The sequence below is a fragment of the Streptomyces polyrhachis genome (assembly GCF_042663125.1).
In the GTDB taxonomy this organism is placed as follows: domain Bacteria; phylum Actinomycetota; class Actinomycetes; order Streptomycetales; family Streptomycetaceae; genus Streptomyces; species Streptomyces polyrhachii.
Genome location: NZ_JBHSZO010000045.1, coordinates 8001 through 23335 on the forward strand (window position 1 = coordinate 8001; position 15335 = coordinate 23335).

Sequence of the window (15335 nt, forward strand, 5' to 3'; positions counted from 1 at the left end):
CTAGCACGCCGCCCTCTCAAGGCGGTAGCGCCGGTTCGAATCCGGTCGGGGGTACAGGTTCTCAGTCATCGCGAGGCTGGGAATCGTCCAAGCCCCCGTTGTGTAGCGGCCTAGCACGCCGCCCTCTCAAGGCGGTAGCGCCGGTTCGAATCCGGTCGGGGGTACAAGACAGCAGGCCCGTCCCACTCCGGGGCGGGTTTTCGCGTTTCCGGGACTCTTTCCCGACCTCCCCCACCTCTCCACCTCCCCCGCCTTCGGCCACCGAGCCGGCCCGCGATGTTGCGCCCCAGGGCCGGGCGATCTAAGTTAGGCAAGCCTTACCTAATCGATCGCAGGGGGATCCGTGGCAGCCGACGTCTACCGCGACGCCTGGGGCATTCCGCACCTGCGGGCCGGCGGGGTGCTGGAGCTGGCCTTCGCGCAGGGGCACAACGCCGCGCTCGACCGGGGCTGGCAGATCGAGGTCGAGCGGCACCGCGCGCAGGGGACCTCGGCCTCCTTCCTCGGCGCCGAGGCCGTCGACTGGGACGTCTTCGCCCGGCGGGCGATGCTGGAGGAGACCGCCCGGCGCTGCTTCGCCGCCCTCGACCGCGACACCGCCGCCTGGGTGTGCTCCTACGTCGCCGGGGTCAACGCCGGGCTGGCCGAAGGGGCGCGCCGCGCACCGGAGTTCGCCGCGGCCGGGCTCGTGGCCGGGCGGTGGCGGGCCTGGACGCCGCTGGCCGTGTGGCTGGCCCACCACGTGCTCTTCGTCGGCTTCCCCGCCAAACTCTGGCGGCACACCGCCGCCCAGCGTCTGGGGCCCGCCGCCGCACGCCTCTTCGCCGCCGACGGCCCCGGTGGCGCGGGTTCCAACGGCTGGCTCCTCACCGCCGCGCACACCGCCACCGGCGGCCCCCTGCTCGCCGGGGACCCGCACCGCTTCGTCGAGGACCCGGGGCTCTACCAGCAGATCCACCTCTCCTGCCCCGAGTACGACGTGGTGGGCCTCGCCGTCCCCGGAGTCCCGGGCCTGCCCCACTTCGGCCACACCGGCACGGTCGCCTGGGCGATCACCCACGCCATGGCCGACTACCACGACCTCTACGCCGAGCGCCTGCGCCGCCGCGCCGGCCGCGTCGAGGCGCTCGGGCCGCGGGGCTGGGAGCCGGTCCGGGCCCGTACCGAGCAGGTGGCGGTGGCGGGCGGCGCGGACACGGTCGTGGAGGTCGTGGAGACCGCCCGCGGGCCCGTCGTGATCGGCGGCCCCGACGAGGGCGGGGCGGTGGCGCTGCGCCATCCCGCGCACGCCTGGGAGGACCTGGGCTTCGGCGCGCTGCCGGCGCTGCTGCGGGCCCGGGACACCGCCGGGGTGGACCGGGCGCTGGAGCGCTGGGTGGAGCCCGTCAACGTCGTGCTGGCCGCCGACACCGCCGGGGGCCTGCTGCACCGGGTGGCGGGCGCCGTACCGGAGCGCGACGAGGCCAACCGGCGTGGCATCGTGCCGGGTTGGGAGGCCGCGTACGACTGGCGCGGGCGTGCGCCGCTGCCCCGGGCCGCCGTCGGGGGGCTCGCGGTGATGGCCAACGAGCGCGGGCTGGCCGGGCCGCTGGGCAGCGAGTTCGCCCCGCCGCACCGGGCGGAGCGCATCCGGCACCTGCTGGAGGGGTCGGCCGACTGGACGGCGCAGGGGCTGTCCGCCGTCTCGACCGACACCCGCCTCGCCTCCGCCGGGCCGCTGCTCGACCTCGCCGCCACGCTCGACGCCCTCTCCCCCGGCGCCGCCGCCCTGCGCGAGCGGCTGCTGGACTGGGACCGCCGGATGGACGCCGGCAGTACGGACGCCACCGCCTTCGCCGCCGTCCGGGCGGCTGTCGTACGGGCCCTGGCCGCGCACCCGGCACTGGCACCGCTGGCCGAACCGCCCCCGTACCCGGCCGTGTTCCGGCCCTGGCTGGCGCTGCTGCCCCGGGTGGCCTACGCACTGGAGCACCTGCTCGCCGACACCACGCTGCCCGTCGACCGGCCCGCCCTGGTGCGCGCGGCGCTGGAGGAGGCGGCGGGGCGGGACTTCGGGCCCTGGGGCGAGGCGCACCGCCTGGCACCCTGGCAGGCGCTCCCGGGCGAGGAGCCGGCCGGGGGGTGGCCGGGCCTGGGCGGCGACCACGACTGCGTGCTCGCCACCTCCAGCGTCCCCGGCGCCACCGACCGCTTCTCCCGCGGCCCGGCGGCCCGCTACGTCTGGGACCTGGCCCGGCGCGAGGACAGCCGCTGGTCCGTCCCGCTGGGCGCCAGCGGCGTCCCCGGCCACCCGCACCACCGCGACCAGCTGCCGCTCTGGGCCGCCGGCCGACTCGTCCCCGTCGTCACCGACTTCGCCGCTCTCACCGAGGACCCCGATGACAAACCCCCGCTCTGACACCGCCCTCTACGCCCTGACACTGCCGGACCTCGGCCGCCTGGCCGTCTCCCCCGTCGACCCCGAGGCCGACCTCGACGTGCTCCACGGCTGGGTGAGCGCGCCCCGGGCGCGGTTCTGGGGGATGGCGGAGGCGAGCCGGGCCGAGGTGGGCGAGGTCTACCGCTCCCTGGACGCCCTGGCCACGCACCACGCCTTCCTGCTGCGGCGCGACGGCGACCCGGTCGCCCTGCTCCAGACCTACGAGCCCGGCGCCGACCGGGTGGGCGAGACCTATCCGGTGCGGCCGGGCGACCTGGGCCTGCACCTGCTGCTCGCCCCGCCGGCCGCCGCCCCGAGGCCCGGCTTCACCGCCGCGCTACTCACCGCGGTCTTCGGCTTCCTCTTCGCGGACCCGGCCGTCCGCCGCCTGGTGGTGGAGCCGGACGCGGCGAACGGGGCGGCGCTGGCCCGGCTGGTGCGTACGGGCTTCACGCTCGGCCCGCAGGTGGTGCTGCCGGAGCTGGCGCTGCCCGAGGTCCATCTGCCGCAGAAGCGGGCCCGGTTGGCGTTCCTCACCCGCGAGGCGGCGGGACAGGGCTGAGCTGAGCCGGCGCTCTCTCAGCCGCGCCCGCGCCAGCCGTGGTCGACCGGCCCGATCCCGGCGCCCAGCGTGAAGCCGGCGGCGATCGCGCCCGTCACGTACTCCTTCGCCGCCCGCGCCGCCTGCGGCACCGTGTCGCCCAGCGCCAGCCGCGCGGCCAGGGCGCTGGCGAGTGTGCAACCGGTGCCGTGCGTATGCCGGTTGGGGTGGCGCGGCGCGCGCAGCCAGTGCTCCGAGGCGCCGTCCGTCAGCAGGTCCACCGCGTCGCCGGCGGTGAGGTGGCCGCCCTTGACCAGCACCCAGCGCGGCCCCAGCGCCAGCACCGCCCGCGCCGCGCGCGGCAGGTCGGCCGGCGACTCCACCCGTACGCCGGTGAGTTGGGCCACCTCGTCGAGGTTGGGCGTGGCCACCGTCGCGGCCGGCAGCAGCTCGCGGCGTACGGCGTCCAGCGCGGCCGGGTCCAGCAGCGCGTCCCCGTGCTTGGAGACCCCCACCGGATCGACGACGACCGGGGCGTCCACGGCGGCGAGCAGCTCCGCGACCGCGCTGACCAGCGGCGCGGAGGCCAGCATGCCCGTCTTGACTGCCGCGACGCCGATGTCGTCCACGACGCTGCGGAACTGCGCGCGTACCGCCGCCACCGGAAGCTCCCAGATCCCCTGCACGCCCAGGGAGTTCTGCGCGGTGACGGCCGTCAGCACGCTCATCCCGTGCACCCCCAGGGCCGCCATCGCCTTCAGGTCGGCCTGGATGCCCGCCCCGCCGCCGGAGTCGGAGCCGGCGATCGACAGCACCGGCGCGGGCATCAGTCCTCGGCCCCGAAGTGGTCCCAACCCCCGCTTGCGGCCCACAGGTTGCCGTCGACCGTCACCTGCGGGCTGGCCGAGGGCGCCTGCACCTCGCCGATCACCCGCCAGCGGGCGGGCAGTTGGCGCTGCGGGGGGAAGGTCGCGACGATGGCGTGGTCCTCGCCGCCCGTGAGCACCCACTGCAGCGGCTCCACGCCGACCGCCCGGCCGATGTCGGCCATCTGCGTGGGGATGTCGAAGGCGGCGGCGCGCAGGTCGATACGGACCTTGCTGGCCGCCGCCACGTGCCCGAGGTCCGCCAGCAGCCCGTCGGAGACGTCCGTCATCGCGGTCGCGCCCAGCGCCGCCGCCGCGGGCCCCGCCTGGTACGGGGGCTCGGGGCGCCGGTGCGCCTCCACGAAGGCGCGCGGCGAGCGGAAGCCGCGCGCCAGCACCGCGTGCCCGGCCGCCGACCAGCCCAGCCAGCCCGTCACGGCCACCTGGTCGCCGGGGCGGGCCCCGGCGCGGGTGACGGGCTCGGCGCCCTGGAGGTCGCCGAGGGCGGTGATGGCGATGGTGATGGTCTCGCCGCGCACCACGTCGCCGCCGACCACGGCCGCCCCGGCGACCTGGCACTCGTCGCGCAGCCCGTCCATCATCTCGGTGGCCCAGGTCGCGGGCAGCTCGGCCGGCACGATCAGCCCCAGCAGCAGCGCGGTCGGCACCGCGCCCATGGCGGCGATGTCCGCGAGGTTCTGCGCGGCGGACTTGCGCCCGACGTCGTAGGCGGTCGACCAGTCCCGGCGGAAGTGGCGCCCCTCCAGCAGGACGTCCGTACTGGCCACGACCCGGCGGTCCGGCGCGCTGATCACCGCGGCGTCGTCACCGGGGCCCAGCCGCACGGCGGGGGTGGTGGTCAGCCGTGAGGTCAGCTCACGGATGAGCCCGAACTCCCCCAGCTCTCCCACTGTGCCCTTCACCGCAACTCCTCGCTCGTCGCTCGTCCGTACGCCCGTACCGCCGGCGTCACCGTCAGCATTGTCGTCAACCCTCCGCAGCGCCGCTCCACCGGGGAGTAAGGCCCCAACTCTCGCCGCCGTCCCCCCGAACGCGATAGCGTGGCATCTCCCTCCCCGCATGATCCTCGAAGCCGCCTCCTGGAGGTCCCGTGGTACAGGCGTACATCCTGATCCAGACCGAGGTCGGAAAGGCGTCGACAGTCGCCGAGACCATCGCGAAGATCCCCGGGGTGATCCAGGCCGAGGACGTCACCGGCCCCTACGACGTCATCGTGCGCGCCCAGGCCGACACGGTCGACGATCTGGGGCGTCTGGTGGTGGCCAGGATCCAGCAGGTCCCGTCCATCACCCGCACGCTGACCTGCCCGGTCGTCCATCTCTGAGCCCCCCGTATCCTCAAGCGGTGATCTCCTCCGCACGTCCCGCCGTCCTCCTGCTCGCCGCGGCGCTGGCCGCCGCCTGCACGTCCTCGGACGATTCCGGTACGGGCCCCGTCGCGCTGCCCGCGCCCGACCCGGCCGGGGCCTCCGCGGCGCACTGCCGCGCCCTCGCCGAGCGGCTGCCGCGCACGATCGGTGTCGCAGACGACACCCTGGCACGCCGCGCGACGAAACCGGAGTCCGCCTACACGGCGGCCTGGGGCAGCCCGGCGGTCGGCCTGCGCTGCGGGACACGCCGCCCCGAGGTCCTCACACCGGGCACAGAACACTACAACCCCGGTGCGGACGCGGCGGAGGTGGACGGCGTGGACTGGCTCCTGGAGGACACGCCCGAGGGCTACCGCTTCACCACGGTGGGCCGCGAGACCTTCGTGGAGGTGTCCGTCCCCGACGACTACGCCCCCGAACTGGGCGTGGTCGCGGGCGGTATCTCGGCGGCGGTGCGGGCAGCGGTCCCCTCGGAGCTCTGACACGAAGCGCCGGTACGCTCCGGGGGTCTCCCCCCGGCCCGTACCGGCGCCGCGCGACGACCTGACGGCGGTTACCGCAGTCCCGTGGGGCGCCGCAGCGCCGCCTGGATCAGCCGGTCCACCAGCTCCGTGTACGACACGCCGCTCTCCTGCCACATCCGCGGGTACATGGAGATGGGCGTGAACCCCGGCATCGTGTTGACCTCGTTGATGACGAACTCCCCGTCGTCCGTGAGGAAGAAGTCCGCCCGCACCAGCCCCTCGCAGGACAGCGCCTCGAAGGCGTCCACCGCCAACTCCCGCACCCGCGCGGTCTCCTCCTCGCTCAGCGGCGCCGGTACGAGCCCCGCCGCCGAGTCGATGTACTTCGCCTCGAAGTCGTAGAAGTCGTGCGCCGAGACCGGCGGGATCTCCGCCGGGACGCTCGCGCGCGGCCCGTCCTCGAACTCCAGGACACCGCACTCGATCTCGCGCCCGCTCAGCGCGGCCTCCACGATGACCTTCGGGTCGTGCCGGCGTGCCTCCGCCAGCGCGTCCTCCAGTCCGGCGAGGCCGTCGACCTTGGTGATGCCCATGGACGAGCCCGCGCGGGCCGGCTTCACGAAGAGCGGCCAGCCGTGCTCGCCGGCCAGGTCCACGATCCGCTTGCGCGCCCCGGCGGGGTCCTGCTCCCACTCGCGGGCGCGGATGACCGTGTACGGGCCGACGGTCAGGCCGTAGGAGGACAGGAGGCGCTTCATGTACTCCTTGTCCATGCCGACCGCGGAGGCCAGCACGCCGCAGCCGACGTAGGGCACGCCGGCCAGGTCCAGCAGGCCCTGGATGGTGCCGTCCTCGCCGTAGGGGCCGTGCAGCACGGGGAAGACCACGTCGACCTCGCCGAGCGCCTTGGGCATCTGGCCCGGCTCGGTGTAGACGACCTCGCGGCTGCCCGGGTCCAGCGGCAGGACCACGCCGCCGGTGTCGGACTCCACCAGCTCCTCGACGGCGGGCACCCGGCGGTCGGCGATGGCCATCCGCTCGGGGTCGTCGGCGGTGAGCGCCCACCGGCCGTCGGCGGTGATCCCGATGGGCAGGACCTCGTAGGCCGAGCGGTCGATGGCGGCCATCACCGCGCCGGCGGTGACCACCGAGATGCCGTGCTCGGAGCTGCGCCCGCCGAAGACGACGGCGACGCGGGGCTTCTTGCCATGACTGGGGGAAGTGTGCTGGCTGCTCATATCGCGACGACCCTACCTGCTGATACGCCCCGAGTCAGTGCCCCTCGGCCTTGGCGCTGCGCGTCATCAGCTCCTTCAGCGCGACCAGCGGCTGCTTCCCGTCGTGGACGATCGAGACAACCGTGTCGGTGAGGGGCATGTCGACCCCGTTGCGGCGTGCGAGGTCGCGTACCGACTCGCAGGACTTGACGCCCTCGGCGGTCTGCCGGGTCGCGGCGATGGTCTCCGCCAGCGTCATCCCGCGGCCGAGGTTGACGCCGAAGGTGTGGTTGCGCGAGAGCGGCGAGGAGCAGGTGGCGACCAGGTCGCCCATGCCGGCGAGCCCGGCGAAGGTGCGCGGGTCGGCGCCGAGCGCCGCGCCCAGCCGCATCGTCTCGGCGAGGCCGCGGGTGATCAGCGAGGCTTTCGCGTTGTCGCCCAGGCCCATGCCGTCGGCGATGCCGACCGCGAGGCCGATCACGTTCTTCACCGCGCCGCCCAGCTCGCAGCCGACGACGTCGGTGATCGTGTACGGGCGGAAGTACGGCGTCATGCAGGCGGCCTGCAGCCGCCGGGCCACCGACTCGTCGGTGCAGGCGGCGACCGCGGCGGCGGGCTGGCGCTGGGCGATCTCGCGGGCGAGGTTGGGGCCGGAGAGGACGGCGACGCGCTCGGCGGGGACCTCGGCGACCTCCTCGATCACCTCGCTCATCCGCTTCACCGTGCCCAGCTCGATGCCCTTCATCAGGCTGACCAGCACGGTGCCGGGATGCAGGACGGGCACCCACTGGGCGAGGTTGCCGCGCAGCGTCTGCGAGGGCACCGCGAGCACGGTGAACTCGGCGTCCGCGGCGGCCTCGGCGGGGTCGGTGGTGGCGCGCACCGAGGGGGGGAGCTGGATGCCGGGGAGGTAGTCGGGGTTGGTGTGGGTGGTGTTGACGGCCGCCGCCGACTCGGGGCGGCGGCCCCACATCACGACCTCGCAGCCGGCGTCGGCCAGCACCATGGAGAAGGCCGTGCCCCAGGACCCCGTACCGAAGACCGCGACCCGCGTCATGCCGCGCCCCCGTCCGCCGCCTCGGCCTTGCCGGCTGCGCCGGCCGTGCCCGCCTGCGCGCCGCTGCGGCGCTCCCGCGCCCGGGCCCTGACCGGGTCGTAGCGCTCAGCGGGGGCGCGCTCGCCGCGCAGTTCCTCCAGCAGCGCGGTCACCGCGTCCATCAGGAGGGTGGTGACCTCCTTCAGCACCGCGGGCGTGGGCTCCTTGCCGTAGTACGCGGAGAGGTCCACCGGCGGCCCGGCCAGCACCCGGAGGGTCTTGCGCGGGAAGAGGCTCAGCCTTCCGTACGGCGGGAGCGCCTCGTTGGCGCCCCACTGGGCGACGGGGACGACGGGCGCCCGCGTCAGCAGGGCGACGCGGGCGGCGCCGGTCTTGCCGACCATCGGCCACTGGCCGGGGTCGCGGGTGAGGGTGCCCTCGGGGTAGAAGGCCACGCACTCGCCGGCCTCGATCGCCGCGACGGCGGCCCGGAAGGCGTTGGCGGCGTCGGTGCTCTCCCGGTAGACGGGGATCTGGCCCATCCGGCGCAGCATGTACCCGACGAAGCCCTTGCGGAAGACGGCGGCCTTGGCGAGGAAGCGGGGCGGCCGGCCGGTGTTGTACTGGAAGTGCGCGTAGGAGAAGGGGTCCAGATAGGAGTTGTGGTTGACGACGGTGATGAAGCCGCCGTCGGCCGGAACATGTTCCGTGCCCCGCCAGTCGCGCTTGAAGAGCACCACGAACGGCGGCTTGACGAGCACCGCGGCAAAGCGGTACCAGAAACCGATTCTGCGCCGGGACACGGGTCCGTCTCCTTGTTTCAAAGGGGTGGGGGATCAGCCCTGGGAGGGCCGGGGGAAAGCCGCACCAGTGTCGCCCCAGGTCATCAGGTCTGTCGAGAACACCGTACGCCTATACGAGTCACGCCCTTCGGCGGCCGGGGCGCGAGAATGGGCGGGTGACCGCGGAAGTCCTCTGGAGCCTCGTCGTACCACTCAAACCGCTGCGGTCGGCCAAGACCCGCCTGGCAGGCGCCGTCTCCCCGGCCGGCCGGGCGCTGCTGGCGCTGGCCTTCGCCTCGGACACGGTCGCCGCCGCGCTGGCCTGCGCCGCCGTGGCGGATGTGACGGTTGTCACGGACGACCCGGAGGCGGCGGTGGAGTTGGCCGGCCGCGGGGCGCTGGTCGTCCCCGACAGCCCGCGCGGCGGTCTGAACGCCGCGCTCGCGCACGGGGCGCGGGTCGTACGGGCCCGGCGGCCGGGGGCGCCGGTGGCCGCGCTGGGCGCCGATCTGCCGGCGCTGCGGCCCGTGGAGCTGGGCGCCGTCCTGGCCGCGGCGGCGCCGCGGCGGCGGGCGTTCCTGGCGGACGCCGACGGCGTGGGTACGACGCTGCTGGCGGCGGCCGGGGGGGTGGAGCTGGCCCCGGCGTTCGGCGGCCCCTCGCGCGGCGGTCATCTGGCCTCCGGCGCGCGGGAACTGCGGCTGGCGGGCGTGGAGTCGGTCCGGCGCGACGTGGACACCGCGGCGAACCTGCGCGCGGCGCTGGCGCTGGGGGTGGGGCCCCGTACGGCCCGTGCGGTGCGGGCGGTCGGCGCGGACCGGGGCGAGGGGGCGTACCGGGCGGTCAGAGGAAGGTCTGCAGCGTCACCAGGGTGATCCTGCGCGCCTCCCCCGCCCCCTCGACGTCGATGCGCACCCGCTGGCCGGGCCGCAGCAGCCGCAGGCCGCCCGCGTCGAAGGCGGGGGCGTCGAAGGGCAGCGGGGTGCCGTCGTCGAGCAGCACACTGCCGCGGCGGGTGGACTCGTCATAGGTGTACGCGGTGGCCTGCATGCGCCCACGGTACAAGCGCGCCGCCCGCGCGGGGGAAGCCGAGAGGGCCGGATCCCGCTGGGGGTCCGGCCCTCTCGGCTTCGGCGTGCTGCCGGTGCTCACTTCTTGGCGGCGGTCTTCTTCGCCGTGGTGCTCCTGGTCGTCGCCTTCTTGGCGGGGGCCTTCTTGGCGGTGGCCTTCTTCGCCGGGGCCTTCTTGGCGGCGGCCTTCTTGGCCGTCGTCTTCTTCGCGGTGGTCTTCTTGACCGCCTTCTTGGCCGTGGCCTTCTTGGCGGGGGCCTTCTTGGCCGCCGTCTTGGTGGCGGTGGCCTTCTTGGCGGCAGCCTTCTTGACCGCGGTCTTCTTGGCGGCCGTCTTGGTGGCGGTGGCCTTCTTGGCGGCGGCCTTCTTGACCGCGGTCTTCTTGGCGGTGGCCTTCTTCGCGGTGGTCGTGCCGCCGCTGAGGGAGCCCTTCGGTGCCTTCTTCACCGCGGTCTCGTTCGCCTTGGGCATCTTCTTGGCGCCGCTCACGAGGTCCTTGAAGCCCTGGCCGGCGCGGAAGCGGGGCACCGCGGTCTTCTTGACCCGAACACGCTCACCGGTCTGCGGGTTGCGGGCGTGGCGGGCGGGGCGCTCCACCTTCTCGAAGGAACCGAAGCCGGTGACGGAGACCCGGTCACCCGCGCAGACCGCGCGGATGATCCCGTCAAGGACCGCGTCCACCGCTTCCTCGGCCTGCTGCCGGCCACCCACCTTGTCGGCGATCGCATCAACGAGCTGTGCCTTGTTCACGTCTTCCCCTTCGGAGACCCTGCCGGTAACGAGCCGGAACGAATTGTTCAAGCCTTTTCGCACGTTAGGCAGAGATATACCGCAAATCAAATGCGAAACGGGCTAATCACTCTCGTGTCGCGGTGTCTCGGAGTCCCGATCGAGGGCCCGCAGCTCGTCCACGAGCACCTCCACGCGCCTTGCCGCGGCGGCAAGATCGTGCTTCGAGACCGTGGTGGCGGCCAGCAACCGCCTTGCGTAGGCGGCCCGTTCGGATTCCGGCGCGTCCAGCGCGCGAACCAGCGCGTGCGCCTGCTTCAGCCGCGCGGCGACGGTCTCGTACAACGCGAGTTGACCATCGTCCTCCATGCGCCGATTGTGTCATCCAGGGCGAGTTGTCGCCTCGTGCGACGCCAACGGGCCGGGCGGCGGGCACGGCGGCGCCCCCCGCTCGAAGCGCTGTGAGCAGGGGGCGCGTGTGATCGTGGGCGTTCGGGGCGCCGATCAGACCGGGATTGTGCGGGGCTTGAACGCGGGGCGCAACTTCTCGTACTCCGCGATGACCGACTCGTCTCCCAGAGTGATGGAGATGTCGTCCAGGCCGTTCAGCAGCCGCCAGCGGGCGTTCTCGTCCAGCTCGAACTCCGCGGTCACGTCCGCCGCTCGCACCTGCCGTGCGACCAGGTCGACGGTGATCTCGACGGCGGGGTCGGCCTCGGTCAGCTCCCAGAGGGAATCGACCGTCTTCTGGTCGAGTACGACCGTCAACAGGCCGTTCTTCAGCGAGTTGCCGCGGAAGATGTCCGCGAAGCGGGAGGAGATGACCGCTTTGAAGCCGTAGTTCTGCAGGGCCCAGACCGCGTGCTCGCGGGAGGAGCCCGTACCGAAGTCGGGACCGGCGAGCAGGACCGTCGCGCCGCTGCGCTCGGGCCGGTTGAGCACGAAGGCCGGGTCCTTGCGCCAGGCTTCGAAGAGGCCGTCCTCGAAGCCGTCGCGGGTGGTCTTCTTCAGCCAGTGCGCGGGGATGATCTGGTCGGTGTCGACGTTGCCGCGGCGCAGCGGAACGGCCCGGCCGGTGTGCGTGGTGAAGGCTTCCATGGGGCTCAGACTCCTGCGGGCGCGGCGGGCGCGGATCGGTCGGACACGGCGTCGCCCGCGGCGGGGGCCGCGGGCAGGTCCGCCGGGGCGGCGAGGCGGCCCAGGACGGCGGTGGCGGCGGCGACCTGGGGGGAGACCAGGTGCGTACGGCCGCCCTTGCCCTGCCGGCCCTCGAAGTTGCGGTTGGAGGTGGAGGCGGAGCGCTCGCCGGGGGCGAGCTGGTCGGGGTTCATGCCCAGGCACATCGAGCAGCCGGCGTGGCGCCATTCGGCGCCGGCGGCGGTGAACACCCGGTCCAGGCCCTCCTCGACCGCCTGCAGCGCGACGCGCACCGAGCCGGGGACGACCAGCATCCGTACGCCCTCGGCGACGTCGCGGCCCGCCAGGACCTCGGCGGCGGCGCGCAGGTCCTCGATGCGGCCGTTGGTGCAGGAGCCGACGAAGACGGTGTCGACGGCGATCTCGCGCAGCGCCTGGCCGGCCTCCAGGCCCATGTACTCCAGGGCCCGTTCGGCGGCCTGGCGCTCGCTGGGGTCGGCGAAGGAGCGCGGGTCGGGGACGACGGCCGACAGGGGCGCGCCCTGGCCGGGGTTGGTGCCCCAGGTGACGAACGGGGCGAGTTCGGCGGCCTCGACGACCACCTCCGCGTCGAAGGCGGCGTCCTCGTCGGTCCGCAGCGTCCGCCAGTACGCCAGCGCGGCGTCCCAGTCGGCGCCCCGCGGTGCGTGGGCGCGGTCCTTGAGGTAGGCGAAGGTGGTCTCGTCGGGGGCGATCATGCCCGCGCGGGCGCCGGCCTCGATCGACATGTTGCAGACGGTCATCCGGGCTTCCATCGAGAGCTTCTCGATCGCCTCGCCGCGGTACTCCAGTACGTAGCCCTGGCCGCCGCCGGTGCCGATGCGCGCGATGACCGCCAGGATCAGGTCCTTGGCGGTGACGCCGTCGGGGAGTTCGCCGTTGACGGTGACCGCCATCGTCCGCGGGCGGCCCATCGGCAGTGTCTGGGTGGCCAGTACGTGCTCCACCTGCGAGGTGCCGATGCCGAACGCCAGCGCGCCGAAGGCCCCGTGGGTAGAGGTGTGGCTGTCGCCGCACACGACGGTCATCCCCGGCTGGGTCAGTCCCAGTTGCGGGCCCACCACGTGTACGACACCCTGCTCGATGTCGCCGAGCGGGTGCAGTCGTACGCCGAAGTCCGCGCAGTTCTTGCGCAGCGTCTCCAACTGGGCGCGGGAGACGGGGTCGGCGATGGGCTTGTCGATGTCGATCGTCGGGGTGTTGTGGTCCTCGGTGGCGAGGGTGAGGTCGGTGCGGCGCACCCGGCGGCCGGACTTGCGCAGCCCGTCGAAGGCCTGCGGGCTGGTGACCTCGTGGAGCAGGTGGAGGTCGATGTAGAGGAGGTCCGGCTCGCCTTCGGCGTGCCTGACGACATGGTCGTCCCAGACCTTCTGCGCGAGTGTCCGTCCCATCGCATTCCCATCGTTGTCTTCGCACGGGCGGCGCCGGCTGCGCCGGCCGGGCACGGCGACCGCCCTTGTCCGGACTTGTCCGGGTGCGGCGATGCGGCCCTGGACCCAGAGTGGCTTGTCTCACGGAATCGTGAACTTGCGTTTCACAGTGTGAGACGGGAATATCGTTGCATGGACAACTCTAGCGGCGTCGGCGTACTCGACAAGGCGGCCGTGGTGCTCAGCGCCCTGGAGTCCGGACCGGCCACCCTGGCCGGGCTGGTCTCCGCGACGGGGCTCGCCCGGCCCACGGCGCACCGCCTCGCGGTGGCGCTCGAACACCACCGGATGGTGGCACGGGACATGCAGGGGCGCTTCATCCTGGGCCCGCGGCTCTCGGAGCTGGCGGCGGCCGCGGGCGAGGACCGGCTGCTCGCGACGGCGGGGCCCGTACTGACGCATCTGCGCGACGTGACGGGCGAGAGCGCGCAGCTCTACCGCCGGCAGGGCGACATGCGGATCTGCGTGGCCGCCGCCGAGCGGCTCTCCGGGCTGCGCGACACGGTGCCGGTGGGCTCCACGCTGCCCATGAAGGCCGGCTCCGCGGCGCAGGTGCTGATGGCCTGGGAGGAGCCGGAGCGGCTGCACCGGGGGCTGCAGGGGGCGCGGTTCACCGCGACCGCCCTGTCCGGGGTGCGGCGGCGCGGCTGGGCGCAGTCGGTGGGCGAGCGCGAGCCCGGGGTGGCGTCCGTCTCGGCGCCGGTGCGCGGTCCGTCCAACCGGGTCGTGGCCGCCGTCTCGGTCTCCGGGCCCATCGAGCGGCTGACCCGGCATCCGGGGCGGATGCACGCCCAGGCCGTGATGGACGCCGCGGGCCGCCTCTCCGAGGCGCTGCGCCGGGGCAACTGAGGTTCGGGCGGTTCGGGCGGCCCGCCGTCTTCAAACGCCGGTCGCGCGCGGTCAGGCCGCGTCGCGGCCGGCCTGCTGCTCGGCGGCGGCGACCCGCTCCCCCGCTTCGACCCGCTCCCCCGCCCCGATGCGCTCGGCCGCCCGCTCGCCGCGCCGTGACACCGGGATGACGCCGTGGGCGGCGCCGAGGCCGGCGGGCGGCATCCCGAAGTAGATGTTCTCGTAGTGGCCGGCCGGCACCGCGTACGTCTCGTGCCAGATGCCCACCGCGCCGCGTCCGGCCCGTACCGCGCGGTTGAACGCGGCCCAGGCGGGGCGGTGCCGGGCGCCCGGGTCGGAGGCGTAGGCGAAGAGCTTCTCCCTGGACTCCCAGTACTGCACGACGTAGAAGACCCGCGGGTTCGCCGTGAGCAGTACGTGGTGCAGCAGGCCGCTGTGCGGGTCGCGGCCCAGCTCCCGCAGCATCCGCGGCATCGCCGTGAACGCCGGCCACCAACTGCGTATCGACCGGAAGCGGTTGATGCGCATCCCTATGAGGAAGACGACGACCTCGCCGTCCGCGTCCGCGGTGACCCGCTCGTAGATGGGCTTCGCTGCCATGACCCGCTCCCCTCGTGTCCCAACGGCGCTCACCCGCACCGGAGTTGGATAGTCGCACTATCCATGGTTGGATAGTCGCACTCTCCGATGGAAGGCGCAAGTGGCAATGAGACTTGGTGAGTTGAGCGAGCGGAGCGGGGTGAGCACCGCCACCGTGAAGTACTACCTGCGGGAGGGGCTGCTGCCGCCCGGCCGGCGGGTCAGCGCCACCCAGGCCGAGTACGACGAGGAGCACCTGCGGCGGCTGCGGCTGGTGCGGGCGCTGATCCAGGTCGGGCGGGTGCCGGTGGCCACGGCGCGCGAGGTGCTGGCGGCGGTGGACGACGACTCGCTGGACCCCACGACGCGGCTGGGCGCGGCGGTGTGGACGCTGCCGCACGGGCCCGAGCCTGACGGGGGCGCGCCGGAGACGCCGCCGGCCCGGCGCGAGGTGGACGCGCTGCTGGGGCGGCTGGGCTGGAGCTTCGCCGTGGCGATGGGCGAGCTGTCGCCCGCCTACCGGATGCTGGTGGGCGCGGTGGCGGGGCTGGTGCGGCTGGGCTATCCCCACGACGTGGAGCACCTGCTGCCCTACGCCCGCGCCGCCGGCCAACTCGCCGGTCCGGAGGTGGACATGGTCGCCTCGCGGGCCACCCCGGGCGAGCAGGTGGAGGCGGCGGTGGCACTCACGGTGCTCTTCGAGCCGGTGCTGCTGGCGCTGCGCAGGCTGGCGGAGGCGGAGGAGTCGGCCCGGCGCTTCGGCTTCCCGCTGCCCTAGGTCCTGTAC

18 protein-coding genes and 2 tRNA genes (1 of these 20 only partly in view) are annotated in these 15335 nt (G+C 74.1%); 9 read left to right on the forward strand and 11 right to left on the reverse strand.

Annotation, left to right across the window (positions count from 1 at the left end; genetic code table 11):
* From ACFQLX_RS22565 to ACFQLX_RS22580, 4 genes are all read left to right on the forward strand, one after another.
* Positions 1-54 (forward strand) — tRNA-Glu (locus ACFQLX_RS22565); it begins 119 nt to the left of the window's first position.
* Positions 55-91: 37 nt separating this feature from the next.
* Positions 92-164: transfer RNA gene (locus tag ACFQLX_RS22570), tRNA-Glu, on the forward strand.
* A 179-nt stretch (positions 165-343) separates the two neighbouring features.
* On the forward strand, positions 344-2398 hold the full coding sequence (locus ACFQLX_RS22575; protein WP_386417922.1) for a penicillin acylase family protein: 2055 nt from the start codon (positions 344-346) through the stop codon (positions 2396-2398).
* Positions 2379-2981: a GNAT family N-acetyltransferase gene (locus ACFQLX_RS22580; protein ID WP_386417924.1), complete on the forward strand. Its 603-nt coding sequence runs from the start codon at positions 2379-2381 to the stop codon at positions 2979-2981. Before ACFQLX_RS22575 ends, ACFQLX_RS22580 begins: the two co-directional genes overlap by 20 nt.
* A gap of 17 nt (positions 2982-2998) precedes the next feature.
* Here the strand turns inward: ACFQLX_RS22580 and thiD are convergent, their stop codons facing one another.
* Both thiD and ACFQLX_RS22590 read right to left on the reverse strand, forming a co-directional pair.
* Positions 2999-3787 carry a bifunctional hydroxymethylpyrimidine kinase/phosphomethylpyrimidine kinase gene (gene thiD, locus ACFQLX_RS22585; RefSeq protein WP_386417926.1) on the reverse strand — a complete coding sequence of 263 codons (789 nt, stop codon included), beginning with the start codon at positions 3785-3787 and terminating at the stop codon, positions 2999-3001.
* Entirely contained in the window at positions 3787-4749 is a 963-nt protein-coding gene (locus tag ACFQLX_RS22590) for a thiamine-phosphate kinase (protein WP_386417928.1), read from the reverse strand. The genes thiD and ACFQLX_RS22590 overlap by 1 nt, the downstream gene beginning before the upstream one ends.
* Positions 4750-4937: 188 nt before the next feature.
* Between ACFQLX_RS22590 and ACFQLX_RS22595 the strand changes: the two genes are divergently transcribed.
* The gene (locus tag ACFQLX_RS22595) at positions 4938-5171 is read left to right on the forward strand and encodes an Lrp/AsnC family transcriptional regulator (protein WP_386417930.1); all 234 of its coding nucleotides are present in this window, start codon (positions 4938-4940) and stop codon (positions 5169-5171) included.
* A 20-nt stretch (positions 5172-5191) separates the two neighbouring features.
* The gene (locus tag ACFQLX_RS22600; protein ID WP_386417931.1) at positions 5192-5698 is read left to right on the forward strand and encodes a DUF3515 domain-containing protein; all 507 of its coding nucleotides are present in this window, start codon (positions 5192-5194) and stop codon (positions 5696-5698) included.
* 71 nt (positions 5699-5769) lie between these two features.
* On the opposite strand, the gene ACFQLX_RS22605 is transcribed toward ACFQLX_RS22600, so the two are convergent.
* The 3 genes from ACFQLX_RS22605 to ACFQLX_RS22615 are packed head-to-tail and all read right to left on the reverse strand — an operon-like array spanning position 5770 to position 8736.
* Positions 5770-6918 carry a D-alanine--D-alanine ligase family protein gene (locus ACFQLX_RS22605; protein WP_386417932.1) on the reverse strand — a complete coding sequence of 383 codons (1149 nt, stop codon included), beginning with the start codon at positions 6916-6918 and terminating at the stop codon, positions 5770-5772.
* A gap of 34 nt (positions 6919-6952) precedes the next feature.
* On the reverse strand, positions 6953-7954 hold the full coding sequence (locus tag ACFQLX_RS22610) for an NAD(P)H-dependent glycerol-3-phosphate dehydrogenase (protein WP_386417933.1): 1002 nt from the start codon (positions 7952-7954) through the stop codon (positions 6953-6955).
* Positions 7951-8736 carry a lysophospholipid acyltransferase family protein gene (locus ACFQLX_RS22615; protein ID WP_386417934.1) on the reverse strand — a complete coding sequence of 262 codons (786 nt, stop codon included), beginning with the start codon at positions 8734-8736 and terminating at the stop codon, positions 7951-7953. Before ACFQLX_RS22615 ends, ACFQLX_RS22610 begins: the two co-directional genes overlap by 4 nt.
* Positions 8737-8891: 155 nt before the next feature.
* Between ACFQLX_RS22615 and cofC the strand changes: the two genes are divergently transcribed.
* Positions 8892-9590 carry a 2-phospho-L-lactate guanylyltransferase gene (gene cofC, locus ACFQLX_RS22620; protein ID WP_386417936.1) on the forward strand — a complete coding sequence of 233 codons (699 nt, stop codon included), beginning with the start codon at positions 8892-8894 and terminating at the stop codon, positions 9588-9590.
* Here cofC and ACFQLX_RS22625 read toward each other — a convergent pair.
* The 5 genes from ACFQLX_RS22625 to leuC form a co-directional block, all read right to left on the reverse strand.
* A complete protein-coding gene (locus tag ACFQLX_RS22625) occupies positions 9559-9765 on the reverse strand; it encodes a hypothetical protein (protein WP_386417937.1) in 207 nt (68 codons plus the stop codon). The genes cofC and ACFQLX_RS22625 overlap by 32 nt on opposite strands.
* A gap of 98 nt (positions 9766-9863) precedes the next feature.
* Positions 9864-10535 carry an HU family DNA-binding protein gene (locus ACFQLX_RS22630; RefSeq protein ID WP_386417939.1) on the reverse strand — a complete coding sequence of 224 codons (672 nt, stop codon included), beginning with the start codon at positions 10533-10535 and terminating at the stop codon, positions 9864-9866.
* Positions 10536-10637: 102 nt separating this feature from the next.
* Positions 10638-10883 carry an SCO5555 family protein gene (locus tag ACFQLX_RS22635; protein ID WP_386417941.1) on the reverse strand — a complete coding sequence of 82 codons (246 nt, stop codon included), beginning with the start codon at positions 10881-10883 and terminating at the stop codon, positions 10638-10640.
* 135 nt (positions 10884-11018) lie between these two features.
* Positions 11019-11612, reverse strand: a complete 594-nt coding sequence (gene leuD, locus ACFQLX_RS22640; RefSeq protein WP_386417942.1) for a 3-isopropylmalate dehydratase small subunit — start codon at positions 11610-11612, stop codon at positions 11019-11021.
* 5 nt (positions 11613-11617) lie between these two features.
* Positions 11618-13081 (reverse strand): 3-isopropylmalate dehydratase large subunit, encoded by a 1464-nt coding sequence (gene leuC / locus ACFQLX_RS22645; protein WP_386417944.1) that lies wholly within the window; start codon positions 13079-13081, stop codon positions 11618-11620.
* 171 nt (positions 13082-13252) lie between these two features.
* Between leuC and ndgR the strand changes: the two genes are divergently transcribed.
* Positions 13253-13969, forward strand: coding sequence for an IclR family transcriptional regulator NdgR (ndgR, locus tag ACFQLX_RS22650; RefSeq protein ID WP_386417946.1), 717 nt, complete (start codon positions 13253-13255; stop codon positions 13967-13969).
* Positions 13970-14020: 51 nt separating this feature from the next.
* Here the strand turns inward: ndgR and ACFQLX_RS22655 are convergent, their stop codons facing one another.
* The gene (locus tag ACFQLX_RS22655) at positions 14021-14569 is read right to left on the reverse strand and encodes a DUF4188 domain-containing protein (protein ID WP_386417947.1); all 549 of its coding nucleotides are present in this window, start codon (positions 14567-14569) and stop codon (positions 14021-14023) included.
* A 106-nt stretch (positions 14570-14675) separates the two neighbouring features.
* Here ACFQLX_RS22655 and ACFQLX_RS22660 point away from each other — a divergent pair, with 106 nt between their 5' ends.
* Positions 14676-15326, forward strand: coding sequence for a MerR family transcriptional regulator (locus ACFQLX_RS22660; protein ID WP_386417981.1), 651 nt, complete (start codon positions 14676-14678; stop codon positions 15324-15326).
* The last annotated feature ends 9 nt before the right edge of the window (positions 15327-15335 follow it).